Source organism: Saccharopolyspora sp. 7B (assembly GCF_020177435.1).
Taxonomy (GTDB): Bacteria; Actinomycetota; Actinomycetes; order Mycobacteriales; family Pseudonocardiaceae; genus Saccharopolyspora_C; species Saccharopolyspora_C gregorii.
In genome coordinates this window covers 1-13,920 of sequence record NZ_JAIUKC010000056.1, presented here as the reverse complement: position 1 = coordinate 13,920, position 13,920 = coordinate 1, and the positions used below count along the sequence as shown (strand labels likewise).

Annotated in this window: 16 protein-coding genes; 8 read left to right on the top strand and 8 right to left on the bottom strand. The window is 73.7% G+C overall.

Features of this window, described 5'->3' with window-relative positions; genetic code table 11:
- The first annotated feature begins 177 nt into the window (after positions 1–177).
- Genes LCD33_RS10720 through LCD33_RS10705 form a run of 4 tightly spaced genes read left to right on the top strand, consistent with a single transcriptional unit; the run spans position 178 to position 4,199 of the window.
- A complete protein-coding gene (locus LCD33_RS10720) occupies positions 178–1,188 on the top strand; it encodes an ABC transporter permease (RefSeq protein ID WP_224957105.1) in 1,011 nt (336 codons plus the stop codon).
- 2 nt (positions 1,189–1,190) lie between these two features.
- The gene (locus LCD33_RS10715; RefSeq protein WP_224957104.1) at positions 1,191–2,117 is read left to right on the top strand and encodes an ABC transporter permease; all 927 of its coding nucleotides are present in this window, start codon (positions 1,191–1,193) and stop codon (positions 2,115–2,117) included.
- A gap of 40 nt (positions 2,118–2,157) precedes the next feature.
- Entirely contained in the window at positions 2,158–3,156 is a 999-nt protein-coding gene (locus tag LCD33_RS10710; protein WP_224957103.1) for an ABC transporter ATP-binding protein, read from the top strand.
- Positions 3,153–4,199 carry an ABC transporter ATP-binding protein gene (locus tag LCD33_RS10705; RefSeq protein ID WP_224977783.1) on the top strand — a complete coding sequence of 349 codons (1,047 nt, stop codon included), beginning with the start codon at positions 3,153–3,155 and terminating at the stop codon, positions 4,197–4,199. Before LCD33_RS10710 ends, LCD33_RS10705 begins: the two co-directional genes overlap by 4 nt.
- On the opposite strand, the gene LCD33_RS10700 is transcribed toward LCD33_RS10705, so the two are convergent.
- On the bottom strand, positions 4,200–5,129 hold the full coding sequence (locus tag LCD33_RS10700; protein ID WP_224957101.1) for an AraC family transcriptional regulator: 930 nt from the start codon (positions 5,127–5,129) through the stop codon (positions 4,200–4,202).
- Between the two features lie 82 nt (positions 5,130–5,211).
- On the opposite strand from LCD33_RS10700, the gene LCD33_RS10695 reads away from it, so the two are divergent.
- On the top strand, positions 5,212–6,048 hold the full coding sequence (locus LCD33_RS10695) for an NAD(P)H-binding protein (protein WP_224957100.1): 837 nt from the start codon (positions 5,212–5,214) through the stop codon (positions 6,046–6,048).
- A 100-nt stretch (positions 6,049–6,148) separates the two neighbouring features.
- The gene (locus LCD33_RS10690; RefSeq protein ID WP_224957098.1) at positions 6,149–6,571 is read left to right on the top strand and encodes a pyridoxamine 5'-phosphate oxidase family protein; all 423 of its coding nucleotides are present in this window, start codon (positions 6,149–6,151) and stop codon (positions 6,569–6,571) included.
- A 10-nt stretch (positions 6,572–6,581) separates the two neighbouring features.
- Here the strand turns inward: LCD33_RS10690 and LCD33_RS10685 are convergent, their stop codons facing one another.
- The 3 genes from LCD33_RS10685 to LCD33_RS10675 are packed head-to-tail and all read right to left on the bottom strand — an operon-like array spanning position 6,582 to position 8,642.
- Positions 6,582–7,154, bottom strand: a complete 573-nt coding sequence (locus LCD33_RS10685; protein WP_224967324.1) for a PIN domain-containing protein — start codon at positions 7,152–7,154, stop codon at positions 6,582–6,584.
- A gap of 21 nt (positions 7,155–7,175) precedes the next feature.
- Complete coding sequence (locus LCD33_RS10680) at positions 7,176–7,646, bottom strand: helix-turn-helix domain-containing protein (protein ID WP_224957096.1); 471 nt, start codon at positions 7,644–7,646, stop codon at positions 7,176–7,178.
- 51 nt (positions 7,647–7,697) lie between these two features.
- Positions 7,698–8,642, bottom strand: coding sequence for an EamA family transporter (locus tag LCD33_RS10675; RefSeq protein WP_224977782.1), 945 nt, complete (start codon positions 8,640–8,642; stop codon positions 7,698–7,700).
- A 72-nt stretch (positions 8,643–8,714) separates the two neighbouring features.
- Between LCD33_RS10675 and LCD33_RS10670 the strand changes: the two genes are divergently transcribed.
- A complete protein-coding gene (locus LCD33_RS10670) occupies positions 8,715–9,611 on the top strand; it encodes a LysR family transcriptional regulator (protein ID WP_224957094.1) in 897 nt (298 codons plus the stop codon).
- Positions 9,612–9,629: 18 nt separating this feature from the next.
- On the opposite strand, the gene LCD33_RS10665 is transcribed toward LCD33_RS10670, so the two are convergent.
- A complete protein-coding gene (locus LCD33_RS10665; RefSeq protein ID WP_224957093.1) occupies positions 9,630–11,210 on the bottom strand; it encodes a hypothetical protein in 1,581 nt (526 codons plus the stop codon).
- Between the two features lie 17 nt (positions 11,211–11,227).
- Entirely contained in the window at positions 11,228–11,368 is a 141-nt protein-coding gene (locus LCD33_RS10660) for a hypothetical protein (protein WP_224957092.1), read from the bottom strand.
- Positions 11,369–12,054: 686 nt separating this feature from the next.
- Between LCD33_RS10660 and LCD33_RS10655 the strand changes: the two genes are divergently transcribed.
- The gene (locus LCD33_RS10655; protein ID WP_224957090.1) at positions 12,055–13,290 is read left to right on the top strand and encodes a VanZ family protein; all 1,236 of its coding nucleotides are present in this window, start codon (positions 12,055–12,057) and stop codon (positions 13,288–13,290) included.
- Here LCD33_RS10655 and LCD33_RS10650 read toward each other — a convergent pair whose 3' ends face one another.
- The gene (locus tag LCD33_RS10650) at positions 13,291–13,524 is read right to left on the bottom strand and encodes a hypothetical protein (RefSeq protein ID WP_224957089.1); all 234 of its coding nucleotides are present in this window, start codon (positions 13,522–13,524) and stop codon (positions 13,291–13,293) included.
- Between the two features lie 5 nt (positions 13,525–13,529).
- Positions 13,530–13,763: a zinc finger protein gene (locus LCD33_RS10645; protein ID WP_224967328.1), complete on the bottom strand. Its 234-nt coding sequence runs from the start codon at positions 13,761–13,763 to the stop codon at positions 13,530–13,532.
- Between the last annotated feature and the right edge of the window lie 157 nt (positions 13,764–13,920).

The window sequence follows — 13,920 nt, the reverse complement described above, 5'->3', positions numbered from 1 at the left end:
GGGGGGGGCGTCCCGGCCCGGGGGCGCGCCGCGCCGCCCGGGGCCCGGGGGGGGGGGGGGGGGGGCCCCCCCCCCCGGCCCCCCCGCGGCGCGCCCCCCCCCCCGCGGGCCCCCCCCCGCACCGGCGGACCGAGGTCCGTCCACACAGGACGCAGTACCGCACAACCCGGGGGACGCGTGCTCCGCTACACGATCCGGCGACTGGCGCAGCTGGTGCTCGTCGCCTTCGTCCTGTCCGTGCTGCTGTTCGGCTGGCTGCGGCTGCTGCCCGGCGGGCCGGTGTCCGCGCTGCTCGGCGACCGCGCCACCCCCGAATCCCGGGCCGCGCTGGAAGCGCAGCTCGGGCTGGACCAGCCGATCTGGTCGCAGTACGGGAAGTTCCTGCTGCGCGCGCTCAGCGGCGACTTCGGCACCTCCACCGGCGTGGAGCGCGGATCGCCCGCCGTGCAGGTGTTCCTCACCCGCTTCCCCGCGACCATCGAGCTCTCGCTGCTGGCGCTGCTGCTCGCCGTCGCCGTCGGCATCCCGCTCGGCTACCTCGCCGCCCGCCGCCGCGGCGGCTGGTGGGACAACCTGAGCATCACCTGGTCGCTCGTCGGCGTCGCGGTACCGGTGTTCTTCCTGGCGTTCCTGCTGAAGTTCGTGTTCGCCGTGCAGCTGGGCTGGCTGCCCGCGTCCGGCAGGCAGGACGTCGGGCTCGACGCCACCCGCGTCACCGGCTTCTACGTCCTCGACGGGCTCCTGACCCGCGAGTGGGACGCCGCGTGGAACGCGCTGGTGCACCTGGCGCTGCCCGCGGTCGCGCTGTCCACCATCCCGTTCGCGGTGATCTTCCGGATCACCCGGGCCGCCGTCCTCGACGTGCTCGACGAGGACTACGTGCGCACCGCTCGCGCCAAGGGGCTCAGCGGGGCGGTGATCCGGCGCAGGCACGTGCTGCACAACGCGCTGCTGCCGGTGGTCACCACCGTCGGCCTGCAGACCGGGGCGCTGCTCGCGGGTGCCGTGCTCACCGAGCGGGTGTTCAACATCGCCGGGATCGGCCAAGCCGTCGCCGTCGGCTTCGAGCGCAAGGACTTCCCGGTGCTGCAAGTGGTGATCCTGGCGGCGGCGATGGTGTACGTGCTGGTCAACCTGCTCGTCGACCTCTCGTACGCGTTGATCGACCCCCGATTGCGGGCGAGGTGACCGTGGTGACGCCCACCGCGCGCAAGGCGCGCATCGACGACCTGGCCGAAGCGGACATCGGCGTGAGCCTCGTCGCCTCCGCGTGGCGGCGGCTGCGGTACAGCCCCGCGTTCCTCGTCGGCGCCGCCCTCATCGGACTGTTCGTGCTGCTCGCCGTGGCCGCGCCGCTGCTCGCCCCGCACGACCCCGGGCTGCACCTGCTGGAGAACCAGGTCTCGCGCGCCGACAACACGATCCCGCCCGCGCAGCCCGGGCACCCGCTCGGCGGCGACCAGTACGGCCGCGACCTGCTGTCCCGGCTGCTGCTCGGCTCGCAGCAGACGCTGCTGGTGGCGTTGCTGGCCACCGTCATCGGGCTCGGTGGCGGGCTGGTCCTCGGCTTGCTCGCCGGCGCGTTCGGCGGCTGGGTCGACGCGCTCGTCATGCGCGTCGTGGACGTGCTGCTGTCCGTCCCGTCGCTGCTGCTGGCCGTGTCCATCGGGGCGCTGTTCACCCAGCAGAACCGGTTCACCGTGATCCTCGCCGTCGCGCTCGTGCAGGTGCCGATCTTCGGCAGGCTGCTGCGCGGCACCATGCTCGCCCAGCGCGCCAGCGACCACGTGCTCGCCGCGCGGGCGCTGGGCGTGCGGGAGAGCGCCATCGTGTTCCGGCACATGCTGCCCAACGCGCTCGGGCCGGTGATCGTGCAGGCCACGCTCGTGCTGGCGACGGCGATCATCGACGCGGCGGCGCTGTCGTTCCTCGGGCTCGGCGCGGCCGACGACTCGGTGCCGGAATGGGGCCAGATGCTCGGCGGCGCGCAGGACGTCATCGACTCGCACCCGCAGCTGGCGTTCTGGCCCGCAGGCTGCATCATCCTCGTCGCCCTCGGTTTCACCCTGGTCGGCGAGTCGTTGCGGGACGCACTGGACCCGAAGCGGCGGCGCTGAGCGCGCCGCCCGCGACCACCCACCTGTGAGGACCTCGGATATGGCACTGCTGGAAGTCCGCGACCTGTCGGTGGTGTTCGCGCGCCGCGGCGAGCCGCCGGTCACCGCGGTCGACGGCATCTCCTTCGACGTCGAACCGGGCCGCACCGTCGGGCTCGTCGGCGAATCCGGGTGCGGCAAGTCCGTCACCTCGCTCGCCATCATGGGGCTGCTGCCGCCGCGCGGCGCCGAAGTCGGCGGGTCCGTGCGGTTCGACGGCACCGAACTGCTCTCGCTCGGCAAGAAAGAACTGGACCGGCGGCGCGGCAGCGACCTCGGCATGGTGTTCCAGGACCCGTTGACCTCGCTGAACCCGGTGGTGCCCATCGGGTTGCAGGTCTCCGAGGTCATCGAGCGCCACCGCGGCCTCCGCCGCAAGCAGGCGATGCCGGAAGCCGCGGACCTGCTGCGCCGCGTCGGCATCCCCGACCCGACGCGGCGGCTCGCGGAGTACCCGCACCAGCTCTCCGGCGGCATGCGGCAGCGCGCGCTGATCGCGATGGCGCTGGCCTGCCGGCCGCGGCTGCTCATCGCCGACGAACCGACCACCGCGCTGGACGTGACGATCCAGGCGCAGATCCTGAACCTGCTGGCCACGCTCGTCGCCGACACCGGCACCGCGCTCATCATGATCACGCACGACCTGGGCGTCGTCGCGGGGCTGTGCGACGAGGTGAACGTGCTCTACGCGGGGCGCGTCGTGGAGCGCGCCACCCGGCACGAGCTGTTCGCCCGGCCCCGCCACCCCTACACCTCGGGGCTGCTCGCCTCGGTGCCCCGGCTGGACTCGCCGCGCGGGCGGCGGCTCGCGCCGATCCGCGGCTCGGTGAGCGACAACGTGCCGTGGGACACCGGGTGCGCGTTCAGCCCGCGCTGCCCGAACGCGCTGGAGGTCTGCGGGCAGGAACCCCCGGACGCGTCCATCGACGTGGGCGCGCGGCTGCTGCGCTGCCACAACCCGGTCCGGGAGCACGCCGTCACCCCCGCGGAGCAGTCATGACGAACACGGACCCGGGGACGCTCGCCGCCCCCTCCGCCGACGTGGAGCGCGAGGTGCTGGTCGAGGTCACCGACCTCGCCGTGCACTTCCCGATCAAGCGCGGCGTGGTGCTGGAGCGCACCGTCGGCCACGTGCACGCCGTGGACGGGGTGACGCTGGGCGTGCGGCGCGGCGAGACCTACGGCCTCGTCGGCGAATCCGGCTGCGGGAAGTCCACCCTCGGCCGGGCGCTGCTGCGGCTGGAGAAGCCCACCGGCGGCCGGGTCGTGTTCGACGGCACCGACCTGTCCGGGATGAAGGGCGAACCGCTGCGCCGGATGCGCCGCCGCATGCAGATGGTGTTCCAGGACCCGCTGTCCTCGTTGGACCCGCGCCAGTCCGTGGAGGCGCTGCTGGTGGAGGGCCTGCGCGCGCACGGCCTGGACCGGGGCCGGGAGCCCACCGCCGCCCGGCTGCGCGAACTGCTCGACGCGGTGGGCCTGCCCGTGCGGGCGCTGCGCAAGTACCCGCACGAGTTCTCCGGCGGGCAGCGCCAGCGCATCGGCATCGCGCGGGCGCTCGCCGTCGGCCCCGACCTGATCATCGCGGACGAACCGGTGTCCGCGCTGGACGTGTCGGTGCAGGCGCAGGTGGTGAACCTGCTGGAGGACCTGCAGGGCGAGTTCGGCCTCACCTACCTGGTCATCGCGCACGACCTCGCCGTGGTGCGGCACATCGCCGACCGGGTCGGCGTCATGTACCTGGGCGGGCTGGTGGAGGAGGCGGGCTCCGACGAGCTGTACGCCGCACCGCGCCACCCCTACACGAAGGCGCTGCTGTCCGCGGTGCCCGTGCCCGACCCGCAGGTGGAGGACCGGCGCGAGCAGATCCTGCTCTCCGGCGACCTGCCGTCCCCGTCCGATCCGCCCACCGGCTGCCGCTTCCACACCCGCTGCCCGTGGCGGCGGCCGGAGCGCTGCGACACCGAACGGCCCGAGCTGCGCACCATCGGCACCGGGCACCGGGTCGCCTGCCACTACGCGGAGGAGATCGGTGCCGGGTGATCAGCGGGCGGCGGCCTGCCGGAACGCGCTCGGGCCGATGCCGCGGACCCGCTTGAACGCGGCGCTGAAGCCGAACGGGTCCGCGTAGCCGACGGTCCGCGCGACCTCCGCGACGGTCGCCGCCTCCCGCTCCACCAGCAGGTCCGCGGCCAACGTCATCCGCCAGCGCGTCAGGTACGTCAGCGGCGGCTCGCCCACCAGGTCCGCGAACCGCTTCGCCAGCGTCGACCGCGACACCCCGGCGCGGGCGGCCAGCGAACCGACCGACCACGGCGCCGCCGGATCCTCGTGCAGCAGCCGCAGCGCGGCACCCACCACCGGGTCGCGCTGCGCCGCCCACCAGGCCGGGGGTTCGCCGCCGGGCCGGTCGAACCACGAGCGCAACGTGCAGACGAGCATCCAGTCCAGCAGCCGGTCCAGCACCACCTGCTGGCCGGGCGCGTCCACGGCGACCTCGGCGGCCAGCTGCTCCAACACCGGGTCGGCGGTGCCCCCGGCGTCCACCCGCAGCACCACGGGCAGCGCGTCCAGCAGCCTGCGGCTGATCTCACCGCGCGCCGGGTACGCGCCGGTGATCAGCGTGGTCGCGCCCGCGTCCCCGGCCGGGTCGCTCCAGCCGAGCCGGTGCCGCGCGCCGCCCTGCTCCGGCGTCGCGCAGTCCACCCCGCACTCCATCGGCTCCGCGCCCGTGCCGACCTCGTCGACGAAGGCGAACGTCCCCGGCCCGCGCACGATCATCGTGTCCCCGGCGCGCAGCGGCTCCGGCGGGAGGCCTTCCGGCACGACCCAGCCCGAACCGGTCAGCGCGGTGCACAACGTGAGCGGCGCGCCGTCCACGAAGCGCAGCGACCACGGCGCCGAGACGGTCGTCGCGCCGAACAGGGAACCGTGCGCCCGCACCCCGCGGATCAAGTCGCTGAACGCGTCCACCCCACCGAGGTTAGACGAACGGACAGGTGATCCGGCTCTTCGCCCATGTGCGCGTCCGAGTCGGCGGCGTTGAATCGGTGGCGTGAACAACGACGGCACGACCCTCGTCCTCGGCGCCACCGGCAAGACCGGCCGCCGCATCGTCCCCCGGCTGCGGCTGCGCGGCGTCCCGGTGCGGGCCGCCTCCCGGTCCAGCGCCACCCGCTTCGACTGGCACGACCCGGCCGGTTGGGACGCGGTGCTGCACGGCGTGGACGCCGTCTACCTGGTGGCGCCGCGCGAACCGGGGCCCGCGCACGACTTCGTGGCCCGCGCCGACGCGGCCGGGGTGCGGCGGCTGGTGCTGCTGTCCGGGCGCGGCGCCGACAGCTGGGGCGATTCGGAGTTCGGCCTGGACATGCGGTCCGCGGAGGAAGCGGTGCGCGGCTCGGCGCTGGAGTGGACGGTGCTGCGCGCGTCGAACTTCGCGCAGAACTTCGACGAGGACGTGTTCCGGCCCGCGCTGCTGGCCGGGGAACTCGCGCTGCCCGCCGGACCGGTGCCGGAACCGTTCATCGACGTCGAGGACGTCGCCGACGCCGCGGCCGCGGTGCTCACCGAGCCGGGGCGGCACGCCGGGCGGACCTACGAGCTGTCGGGACCGCGCGCCATCACCTTCGGCGAGGTCGTCGAGCTGATCTCCCGCGCCACCGGGCGGACCATCACCTACCGCCGCACCACGTCCGCCGAGTACGAGGCGGCGCTGATCGCGGAAGGCGCGACCGCGGCGGACGCGCACGAGGTGGCCGCCATGTTCGAGCTGATGGCGGACGGGCTGATCGCCGGGACCACCGACGAACTCGCCACCCTGCTCGGGCGGGCGCCCCGCACCTTCGAGGACCACGTGGTGCGCGCGGCCGCTGCGGGGGCCTGGCATTGAGCGCTCGTGCCGCGAGAGCGGGTCGCGGCCACCACCCCCGATGTCCACGACGGACTGGGAGGCACTTCCCGGACCACACGGCGAAAGCGGAGGAAAGACCATGAACACCGGCATCCCGACCACCGAGGACCTCGCACTCCTCCGGCGCCCGCTGCACGGTTTCCTGACCGTCGCGGCGGCTCCGGCCCCGGCGCAACCCCGCCCGGTGTGGTTCGACGCCGCCGACGACGGCACGATCCACCTGTTCACCGAACCCGGCTCGCTGAAGGTGCGGCGGCTGGAACGCGACCCGCGCGCCTCGCTCGTCGTCGCCGCCCCGGTGGGGGAGCGCGAGAACTGGGTGTCGGTGTCCGGTCGCGTCACCTTCGAACCGGACGGGGCGGAGGATCTGGCCCGCCGCCTCGCCGCCCGCTACTGGGACCTGACCGATCCGACGCGCATCGCCGATCTCGACGCGATGCTCGCCGCCGGAGTGCTCCGCTTCACCCTCCACCCCGAGAAGACCCACCGCTTCACCTACTGACCGCGGGCCATCACGATGTCGAGGCGTGCGCTCGCACCCGGTCGGCGAACAGCGGCGCGTTCACGCCGAGCGCTTCCAGCAGTTGCCGGTGGCTCAGCCGGGATCGGACGAGACCTGCCACCTGTTCGTCGAGCACCCGCCCGAGATCGTCCGGGTACCGGTCGAACAGTTCGCAGAGGAACTCGTCCACGTTGGTCGCCCGAACTCCCCACAGCAGGAGGGGTTCGTGCGGAAATCCAGCCCGATCCCTGGTCAGCAGCACCGTCGCCTCTCCGGCGACGGCCGCCGCGGAATGCACGCGGTCATCCGGATCGGACCCCGGCATGTCGTCGATCAAGTGCTGGTACGCGGCGCGGGGAACTTCCCGCTCGGGGAAGACCTCGCGTATCGCCTGGCAGAGCCGTTCGACCGAAGCTGCGCTCTTGCGGCCGGACCTCGGCGGAACCCGGAGCAGTTCGGCCAAGAGGTCTTCGGACCAGCGGATCTCGAACAACCCCTCGATATCGCACCGCAGCAGCAGGTCGCAGATGTAGTAGGGGTACAGGGTGTTCGTGTCCGGGAACACCCGTTCGTCGTCGGCCACGCACTACCGCCGTTCGTCAGGTCAGGGCAGGTAGAGGTCCTGCTCGGCGATGTCGTCCATCGCTGCGGCGAGCCGGTTCTGCCGGGCGCTCTTGCGCTCCGCGTACGCGTCCAGGTCGGCGACCGAGATCATCCGATGCGAGCTGCCCGGCTTGTTGCGCGCCGGGATCGTGCCCGCGTCCAGCAGTTTGACCAGCAGCGGTCGTGAGATCCCGAGGTAGGCGGCGGCTTCGTTCGGAGTCAGCTCGGAGGTGGCGTCCGGCGCGATGATCCGCACCCGGTGTCCCTCGGCCTGTTCGCGGGCGGTGTGCAGCAGCGCGTCCAGCACCGCGGGCGGTAGTTCGTAGTGCACGCACCGGCCGTCGACCTCGATCGCCAAGCTCGCGGAGTGCTGCGCGCGGGAGTCGCGCAGTTCGTCGACGCCTCGCTGCAGCTTCGACGAGGCTTCCCTGGTCGGGTCGTCCGGTCGCGCCAGTTCGAACATCGCGCTCATGGTGCCTCCTTCGCCCGTTCCCGAGCCTACCGATATCTGCAGCATCTGCAATCACGCGTTCCGGTGTTCGCCGGCCGCCGGTGCCGCTTCGAGCGGAGGTGCGACGGGTTCGAGGGGTGGCGGGGTGGCGCGGGGCGGACGGCTGCCGAGGAGGACTCCGCCGACGACGACCACCCCGGCGGCGAGCTCGACCGGGTGCGGCCGCTCGCCGAGCACCAGCCACGCCGAGGTGACGCCGACGATCGGCACCAGCAGCGAGAACGGCGCGACGGTGCTCGCCGGGTACCGCGCCAGCAACGTCGTCCACAGCCCGGAGCCGACCACGGTCGCCAGCAGCGAGGTGAACGCCAGCCCGCCCAGCGCCGCCCATCCGGCGGGGGAGAGCACCGAGCCCGCGGCGGCCCGCCAGCCGGTGCCGGGGCCTTCCAGGAACGCGGACAGCACGAACATCGGCACCGGCGGCACGATCGACATCCACAGCGTCAGCCGCAGCGGGTTCGGCGCCTGGGCCTGGCGGCTGCACAGGTTGCCGATCGCCCAGCCCAGCGCGCCGCACAGGGCGAGCAGCACCGGCAGCAGCGCCGCCGCCTGCGCCCGGTGCCAGCCGATCGCGGCCATGCCGAGCACGGCGATCGCGATGCCCGCGGCCTGCACCGGCCGGATCCGCTCCCGCAGCAGCACCCCGCCGAGCAGCACGGTGAACGGCGCGGAGGCCTGCAGCACCAGCGAGGCGAGCCCGGTCGGCAGTCCCGCGTCCATCGCCAGGAACAGGAACGCGAACTGCACGGTGCCGAAGCCGAGGCCGTAGCCCAGCAGCCACCGCCACCGCACGCCGGGCAGCGGCACCAGCAGCACGGTCGGCACCGCGATCACCAGGAACCGCAGGCCCGCGAAGAACAGCGGCGGGAACCACCGCAGCGCGTAGTCGAGGGCGAGGAAGTTGATGCCCCACAGCAGGGCCACGAAGGCGGCGAGGAGGCGGTCTCGGGCGGTCACGGAACCGAGCTTGCGGCGACGCTCCATGAAGGACAAGCGACAACAACTGAACCATCCATGTAGTTTCGCTTCATGGAGGTTCGGAGATTGCGGCTGCTGCGCGAGCTGGCCGACCGGGGGACCGTCACCGCGGTGGCGAAAGCGCTGGACTACACGCCGTCGGCGGTGTCCCAACAGCTCAAGGCGCTGCAGTCGGAGGCGGGCGTGCCGCTGACCGAACCCGCGGGCCGCAGCCTGCGGCTCACCGACGCCGGTTGGGCGCTGGTGGCGCGGTCCGACGAGGTGCTGGCCGCGCTGGAGCGGATGGACGCGGAGCTCAACAGCTTCCGGTCGGCGCCGCGCGGCACGGTGCGGCTGGCGGCGTTCCCGTCCGGCGCGCTGCTGGTGCTGCCCGGGCTGCTGAGCAGGCTCGCCGAGCAGCCGCAGCTGCGCGTGGAGTTCCGCGACGTCGACATGCAGCCGTCGGAGGTGCCCGCGCTGCTCGCGGACTTCGACGTGCTGGTGGCGCACCGGGACGACCACGCGCCGCCGTTCGACGTGGCCCGCGCGGAGATCACGCCGCTGTACCGGGAACCGCTCGACGTGGCGCTGCCGCCGGGGCACCGGCTCGCCCGCAAGGACCGGGTGGAGCTCACCGAACTCGCCGCGGAGCCGTGGATCGGGGTGGACGTGGGCTTCCCGGTGGACGACGTGCTGCGCTCGCTGGCGGTCCGGACCGGGACCCGGCCGCGGGTGGTGCAGCGGATCAACGACTTCCGGATCACCGAGGCCCTGGTCGCGGCGGGGCACGGCGTGGCGCTGCTGCCGCGCTTCGTGGTGGACGACCCGGGCCTCGTGCTGCGCCCGCTGGCGGGAGTGCGGGCGGGCCGCAACGTGGAGGCGGTGACCCGGCGCGGTGCCACGGACCGGCCCGCGATCCGCGCGGTGCTGGAAGCCCTGCGCGCCGAGTGCCACGAGCGCACCACCTGATCCGCTCCCGGACGGGGGTCACCTCGGCGGGTGCGCCTGCGCCCACCGGGCGATCGCGGCCACCTCGTCCGCGTGCTCGGCGAGGGTGTCGCCGACGATGCCGACGACCGGGATGTGCCCGGGCCGGGCCACGTCGGCGGGCCGCGGCACGAAGCCCTTCTCGTGCACCCCGGTGCTGCCCGGCCCGGGCGTGCCCTCGGCGAGGTGCCCGGTGGTGCGCGCGTACCGGGTGAGCACCCGCGGCTCCCGCAGGTCCCGGTCCACGCCGAACCACTGCTGGCTCAGCGGGAACAGCGCGGACAGCGCGTCCCACCAGCCCTCCGCGGCGAGCAGCAGCTCCGGGTGCCGGTCCCGCAGCTCCGCGACGAGCCGCCGGTAGCCGTCCACCAGCTCGTACCGCGGGTCGTTGAACCAGTAGCCGAGGGTGTCGAAGAACGCCGCGTCCACCCCGAACTCCCGCACGACCGCCGACACCGAGTCGACCAGGTGCGCCCGGAACCGCGGCTCGCCCGGGTTGAGGAACACCTGGTCGCCCTCCCCGGTGCGGTCGCCGTCCCAGTCGGGCCGGTTGAGCAGTTCCGCGTACCGCCCGGTGTCGTTGCGGATCACCGAGCGCTCCCAGTCCGGGTAGGCGGTGACGTTGGCGCCGTGCCCGCCGAACATCGGCATCAGCCGCACGCCGAGCTCGCGCGCCGCGTCGGCGAGACGGTGGAACCCGGCGTCGCCGCCGAGGTCCGCGCCGGGCCGGTAGCGCGGGTAGTCGTGGTAGTAGCGGCCTTCCCAGCCGGGCAGGTAGGCGAGCACCCGGTGCGGCTCGACGTGCCCGCTGAGGAAGCGCAGCGCCTCGGCCATCGCCGGGAAGGTGTTGAACACGTGCCCGGTCCAGTGCTGCCCGTGCAGCGTCACGACGAGCGCCACGTCCCGCAGCCAGTCCGGCACGTCGGTGCGCTGCTCCCACGGCACGAGCTGGTGCGCGCGTTCCACGAAGGACAGGTGCTCGTCCAGGTCGGCGTCGAGGCCGCCGCGGCGCAGCCGGATCGGCGGCACCCGGTGGTGCGTGGTGCGGGCGGAGGCGGCGGGCAGGTGCACGAGCTCGACGATCCGCCCGGGCGCGTAGGCGGGCCGGTGCACGTGCAGGACCTGCCGCCGCACCAGCGGATCACGCACGCTCAGCGCGACGTCGCCGCTCGCCGCCCACGGCGTCGCCCACTCCGGGCCGGGGTAGTCGAGCTGGAAGCGGCCGCCGAGCTCGTGGCCGCGGCCGGTGTTCGGTGCCCACCACGGTTCGTCGGGGAGTCCGGTGAGCAGCAGCTTCACCGCTTTCACCGGTTCCGGGTGGTCGACGCTGATGGTCCACTCGGCGCGGTCGCCGCCGGTGCGCAGCTCCACCTCGACGCCGCCGGCCGCGGTGCGCTGCCCGCCGAGCAGGGCGAGCCGGTCGCAGCGCAGCCGGCCGTCCTGGACGTGGCAGCTCGCCGGGTCGAGCCCGTAGCCGTTGCCGGTGGTGAACACCTGCACGGCCCAGCGCACGTCGGTGCCGGGCAGCGGGAAGTGCGGGTCGCGGGGGTCGAAGCTCAGGTCCGCGTCGATGAGGGCCACGAGCGCTCCCCGGTGGCTCAGGTGCTGGACTGTTCCGTGCAGGTCGCGATCGTGTCGAGCAGCGCCGCGAAGTCGTCCGCCTCGTCCGGGTCGAAGATCAGCGTGTCGCCGGGCGGGAGCACGACGGCCACCCGATCACCCATGACCAGGATCGACACGGAGCGATTCTCGCCTCCCGAGTCGTGGCAGGGAATCCGCCATCGGAGGTCATCGCTGTGCTCTTCGGTCGGCCGCATGTCGTCCTGTCCGCCGCGGGCTGGGTGGGCAGCACGACTGAACCGCGCGGGGCGCGCAGCGACAAGTGGAGTAGACCGAACGAGTACCCCAATCGTGATCAACCGCGTTGGGGTGCGGTGGTGCCGGTGTCCCTGGTCGTGCCGGGAGGGCGGCCGGCCCCGACGGGCCGTGGCCCACCGGCCGCTCTCCCGAATTTCCCCAGGGGTGAGTCTGAGCACAGCAACCTTTCGGCGCTCCGGCATTCTCCGGGTTCAAGATCCACCACGACTACCCCCTTTAGTCGAGTCGATGTACTGATCGTGACCACCGGCGCCGCGGCCTCTAAGGTCTCGGGTCGGTTCCGCCCCCGCGCGCGGGGCGAGCGGGCGACTTGCCCCCGCGTCGTCCGCCGGAGGGCGGGTGGATCCGTTCCGCGCGCGTCCCGCCTGCGGGAAAAACGTGATGTGCGCATGCCGGACAACGCTGATCGGTTGCCGCCGCGGGCCGAAGTGCGTTCTTGCGCACGGACGGGAGACCCGCGCCGGACGGTGCGGAAGGGCGGAGCGGCCCGGATGAAGGCGCCCGGACGAGGAACCGGGCGGCAGCGCAGAGTGATCGAGGAGCAGGGTTGATCGACAGGGTGACGCCCGCGGTGATCGCAGTCGTGTGCGGAGTCCTGCTGGCGGTGTTGTTGTTCGTGCCGTTCGTGGCCCGCGAGTACCGCTGGCGCGGCGGGCTCGGCGCGGGACGGATGCTGGTGGTGCTCGGTTTCGTCGTGCACTGCTGGGCGCTGATGACCTACACGCTGCTGCCGCTGCCGGAGGTCGGCCCGGGTTTCTGCGCCGACCCGGGCGAGTACGCCCCGCAGCTGGCGCCGCTGGACTTCCTCGCGGACTTCCGCGCGGCCTCGGGCGGTGTCGGCGCGCTGATGCGGGATCCGATGGTGGGGCAGGCGTTGTTGAACATCGCGCTGTTCGTGCCGCTGGGCATGTTCGTGCGGCACCTGTTCCGCACCGGCCGCGCCGGCACCGTCGCGATCGGGTTCGCCACCTCGCTGCTGATCGAGACGACGCAGCTCACCGGGGTGTGGTTCGTCTACCCGTGCGCGTACCGGCTGTTCGACGTGGACGACCTGCTGATGAACACGCTGGGCGCGGCGTTCGGGCTGCTGCTGGCGCCGGTGCTGGAACTGGTCGGCGGGAAGGCGCCGACCCGCCCGATGACGCCGCGTCCGGTGACGGCGAAGCGGCGGCTGCTCGGGATGGCCTGCGACGTGGCGGCGCTGGTGCTGACGGGCGCGGCGCTGCACAGCGGGGTGGTGGCGGTGCTGCTGCTGGCGACCGGAGCGCCGTCGATGGTGCTGCCGGATCCGGCGCAGGCGCTGCTGAACGCCTGGTTGCCGGGGCTGCTGGTCCTGGTGGTGCCGACACTGGTGGGCAGCGGCGGCACGCTGGGGCAGCGGGCGGTGCTGCTGCGCCCGGCGCTCCCGGACGGCGCGCTGCCCGGCAGGCCGCGGCTGCTGGTGCGGGTGTTCTTCGGCAGCGGGCAGTACGTGCTGCTGGTCGGTTTCGCCGACCTCGGCCCGAGCGAGGTGAACCGGCTGGCGGTCGGGTTCGCGCTGCTGTCCGCGGTCGCCGTCTGGTTCACCGCGGAGCACCGCGGCATCTCCGCCTGGCTCGCCGGACTGTCCATGATGGACACCCGGATGCCGAGGTCGAAGTTCCGCGAGCGCAAGGGCGATCCGTTCACCCCCGGCGAGACCATCCTCGTCGGCAGCCTCCCCACCTTCGAACCCGGCGGCCGCGACCTCCGCGACCTCGTCGACCCCCGAGGAGTCGGAGCCCACCGCAGATCCGACCGGTGATCACCCGGTCTGATCGAGGTCGCGAGCCAGCCGCGCCGCCAGTTCGGGATCGGCGTGGACTTCGGCGGTGTGCCGCCACTCGGTGATGAGCTGGAGGTGAGGTGCGATCGAGGTCGTCGTGCGGAGGGCTTCCGCCAGCTCGGCGGCGAATTCTCGGGCGTCCTCGGCGGGGAGGGAGTGCACCCAGGGGAAGGCTTCCGCGACGGTGTCCGGCACCGGTTCGTCGTGCTGCACGCCGCTCAGCCGAACAGGAGCGGGGGCTGGGCGGTGTCCGCGGCGGCGATGCGGCGGGTTTCGGGTGCGCAGCCGCGGCAGGTGGGCCAGAACCAGCCCTCGGCGGAGTCGTCGGCGGTGAGCTCGCGGCCGCAGAGCGCGGTCACCTCGCGCGTGGCGGGGAAGCCGCCGCGGGGGCGCTGGTCCAGCGTCGCGTGACGTCGGCCGTCGGCGGGGAACCAGTGGAACGGGTACGGCATCGCACGCCGCCTTTCGGGGTGGGCGGGGGCCCGGGGGGGCATCCGGCGGCGGGTGGCCCCCCGGGTATACCCCCGGCCGGACGCGCGCGGGGTCGCCGGGGGCCGCCCCCCGCGGGGGGGGGGGCGGGGCCCGGGGGGGGGGGGGGGGGGGGGGGGG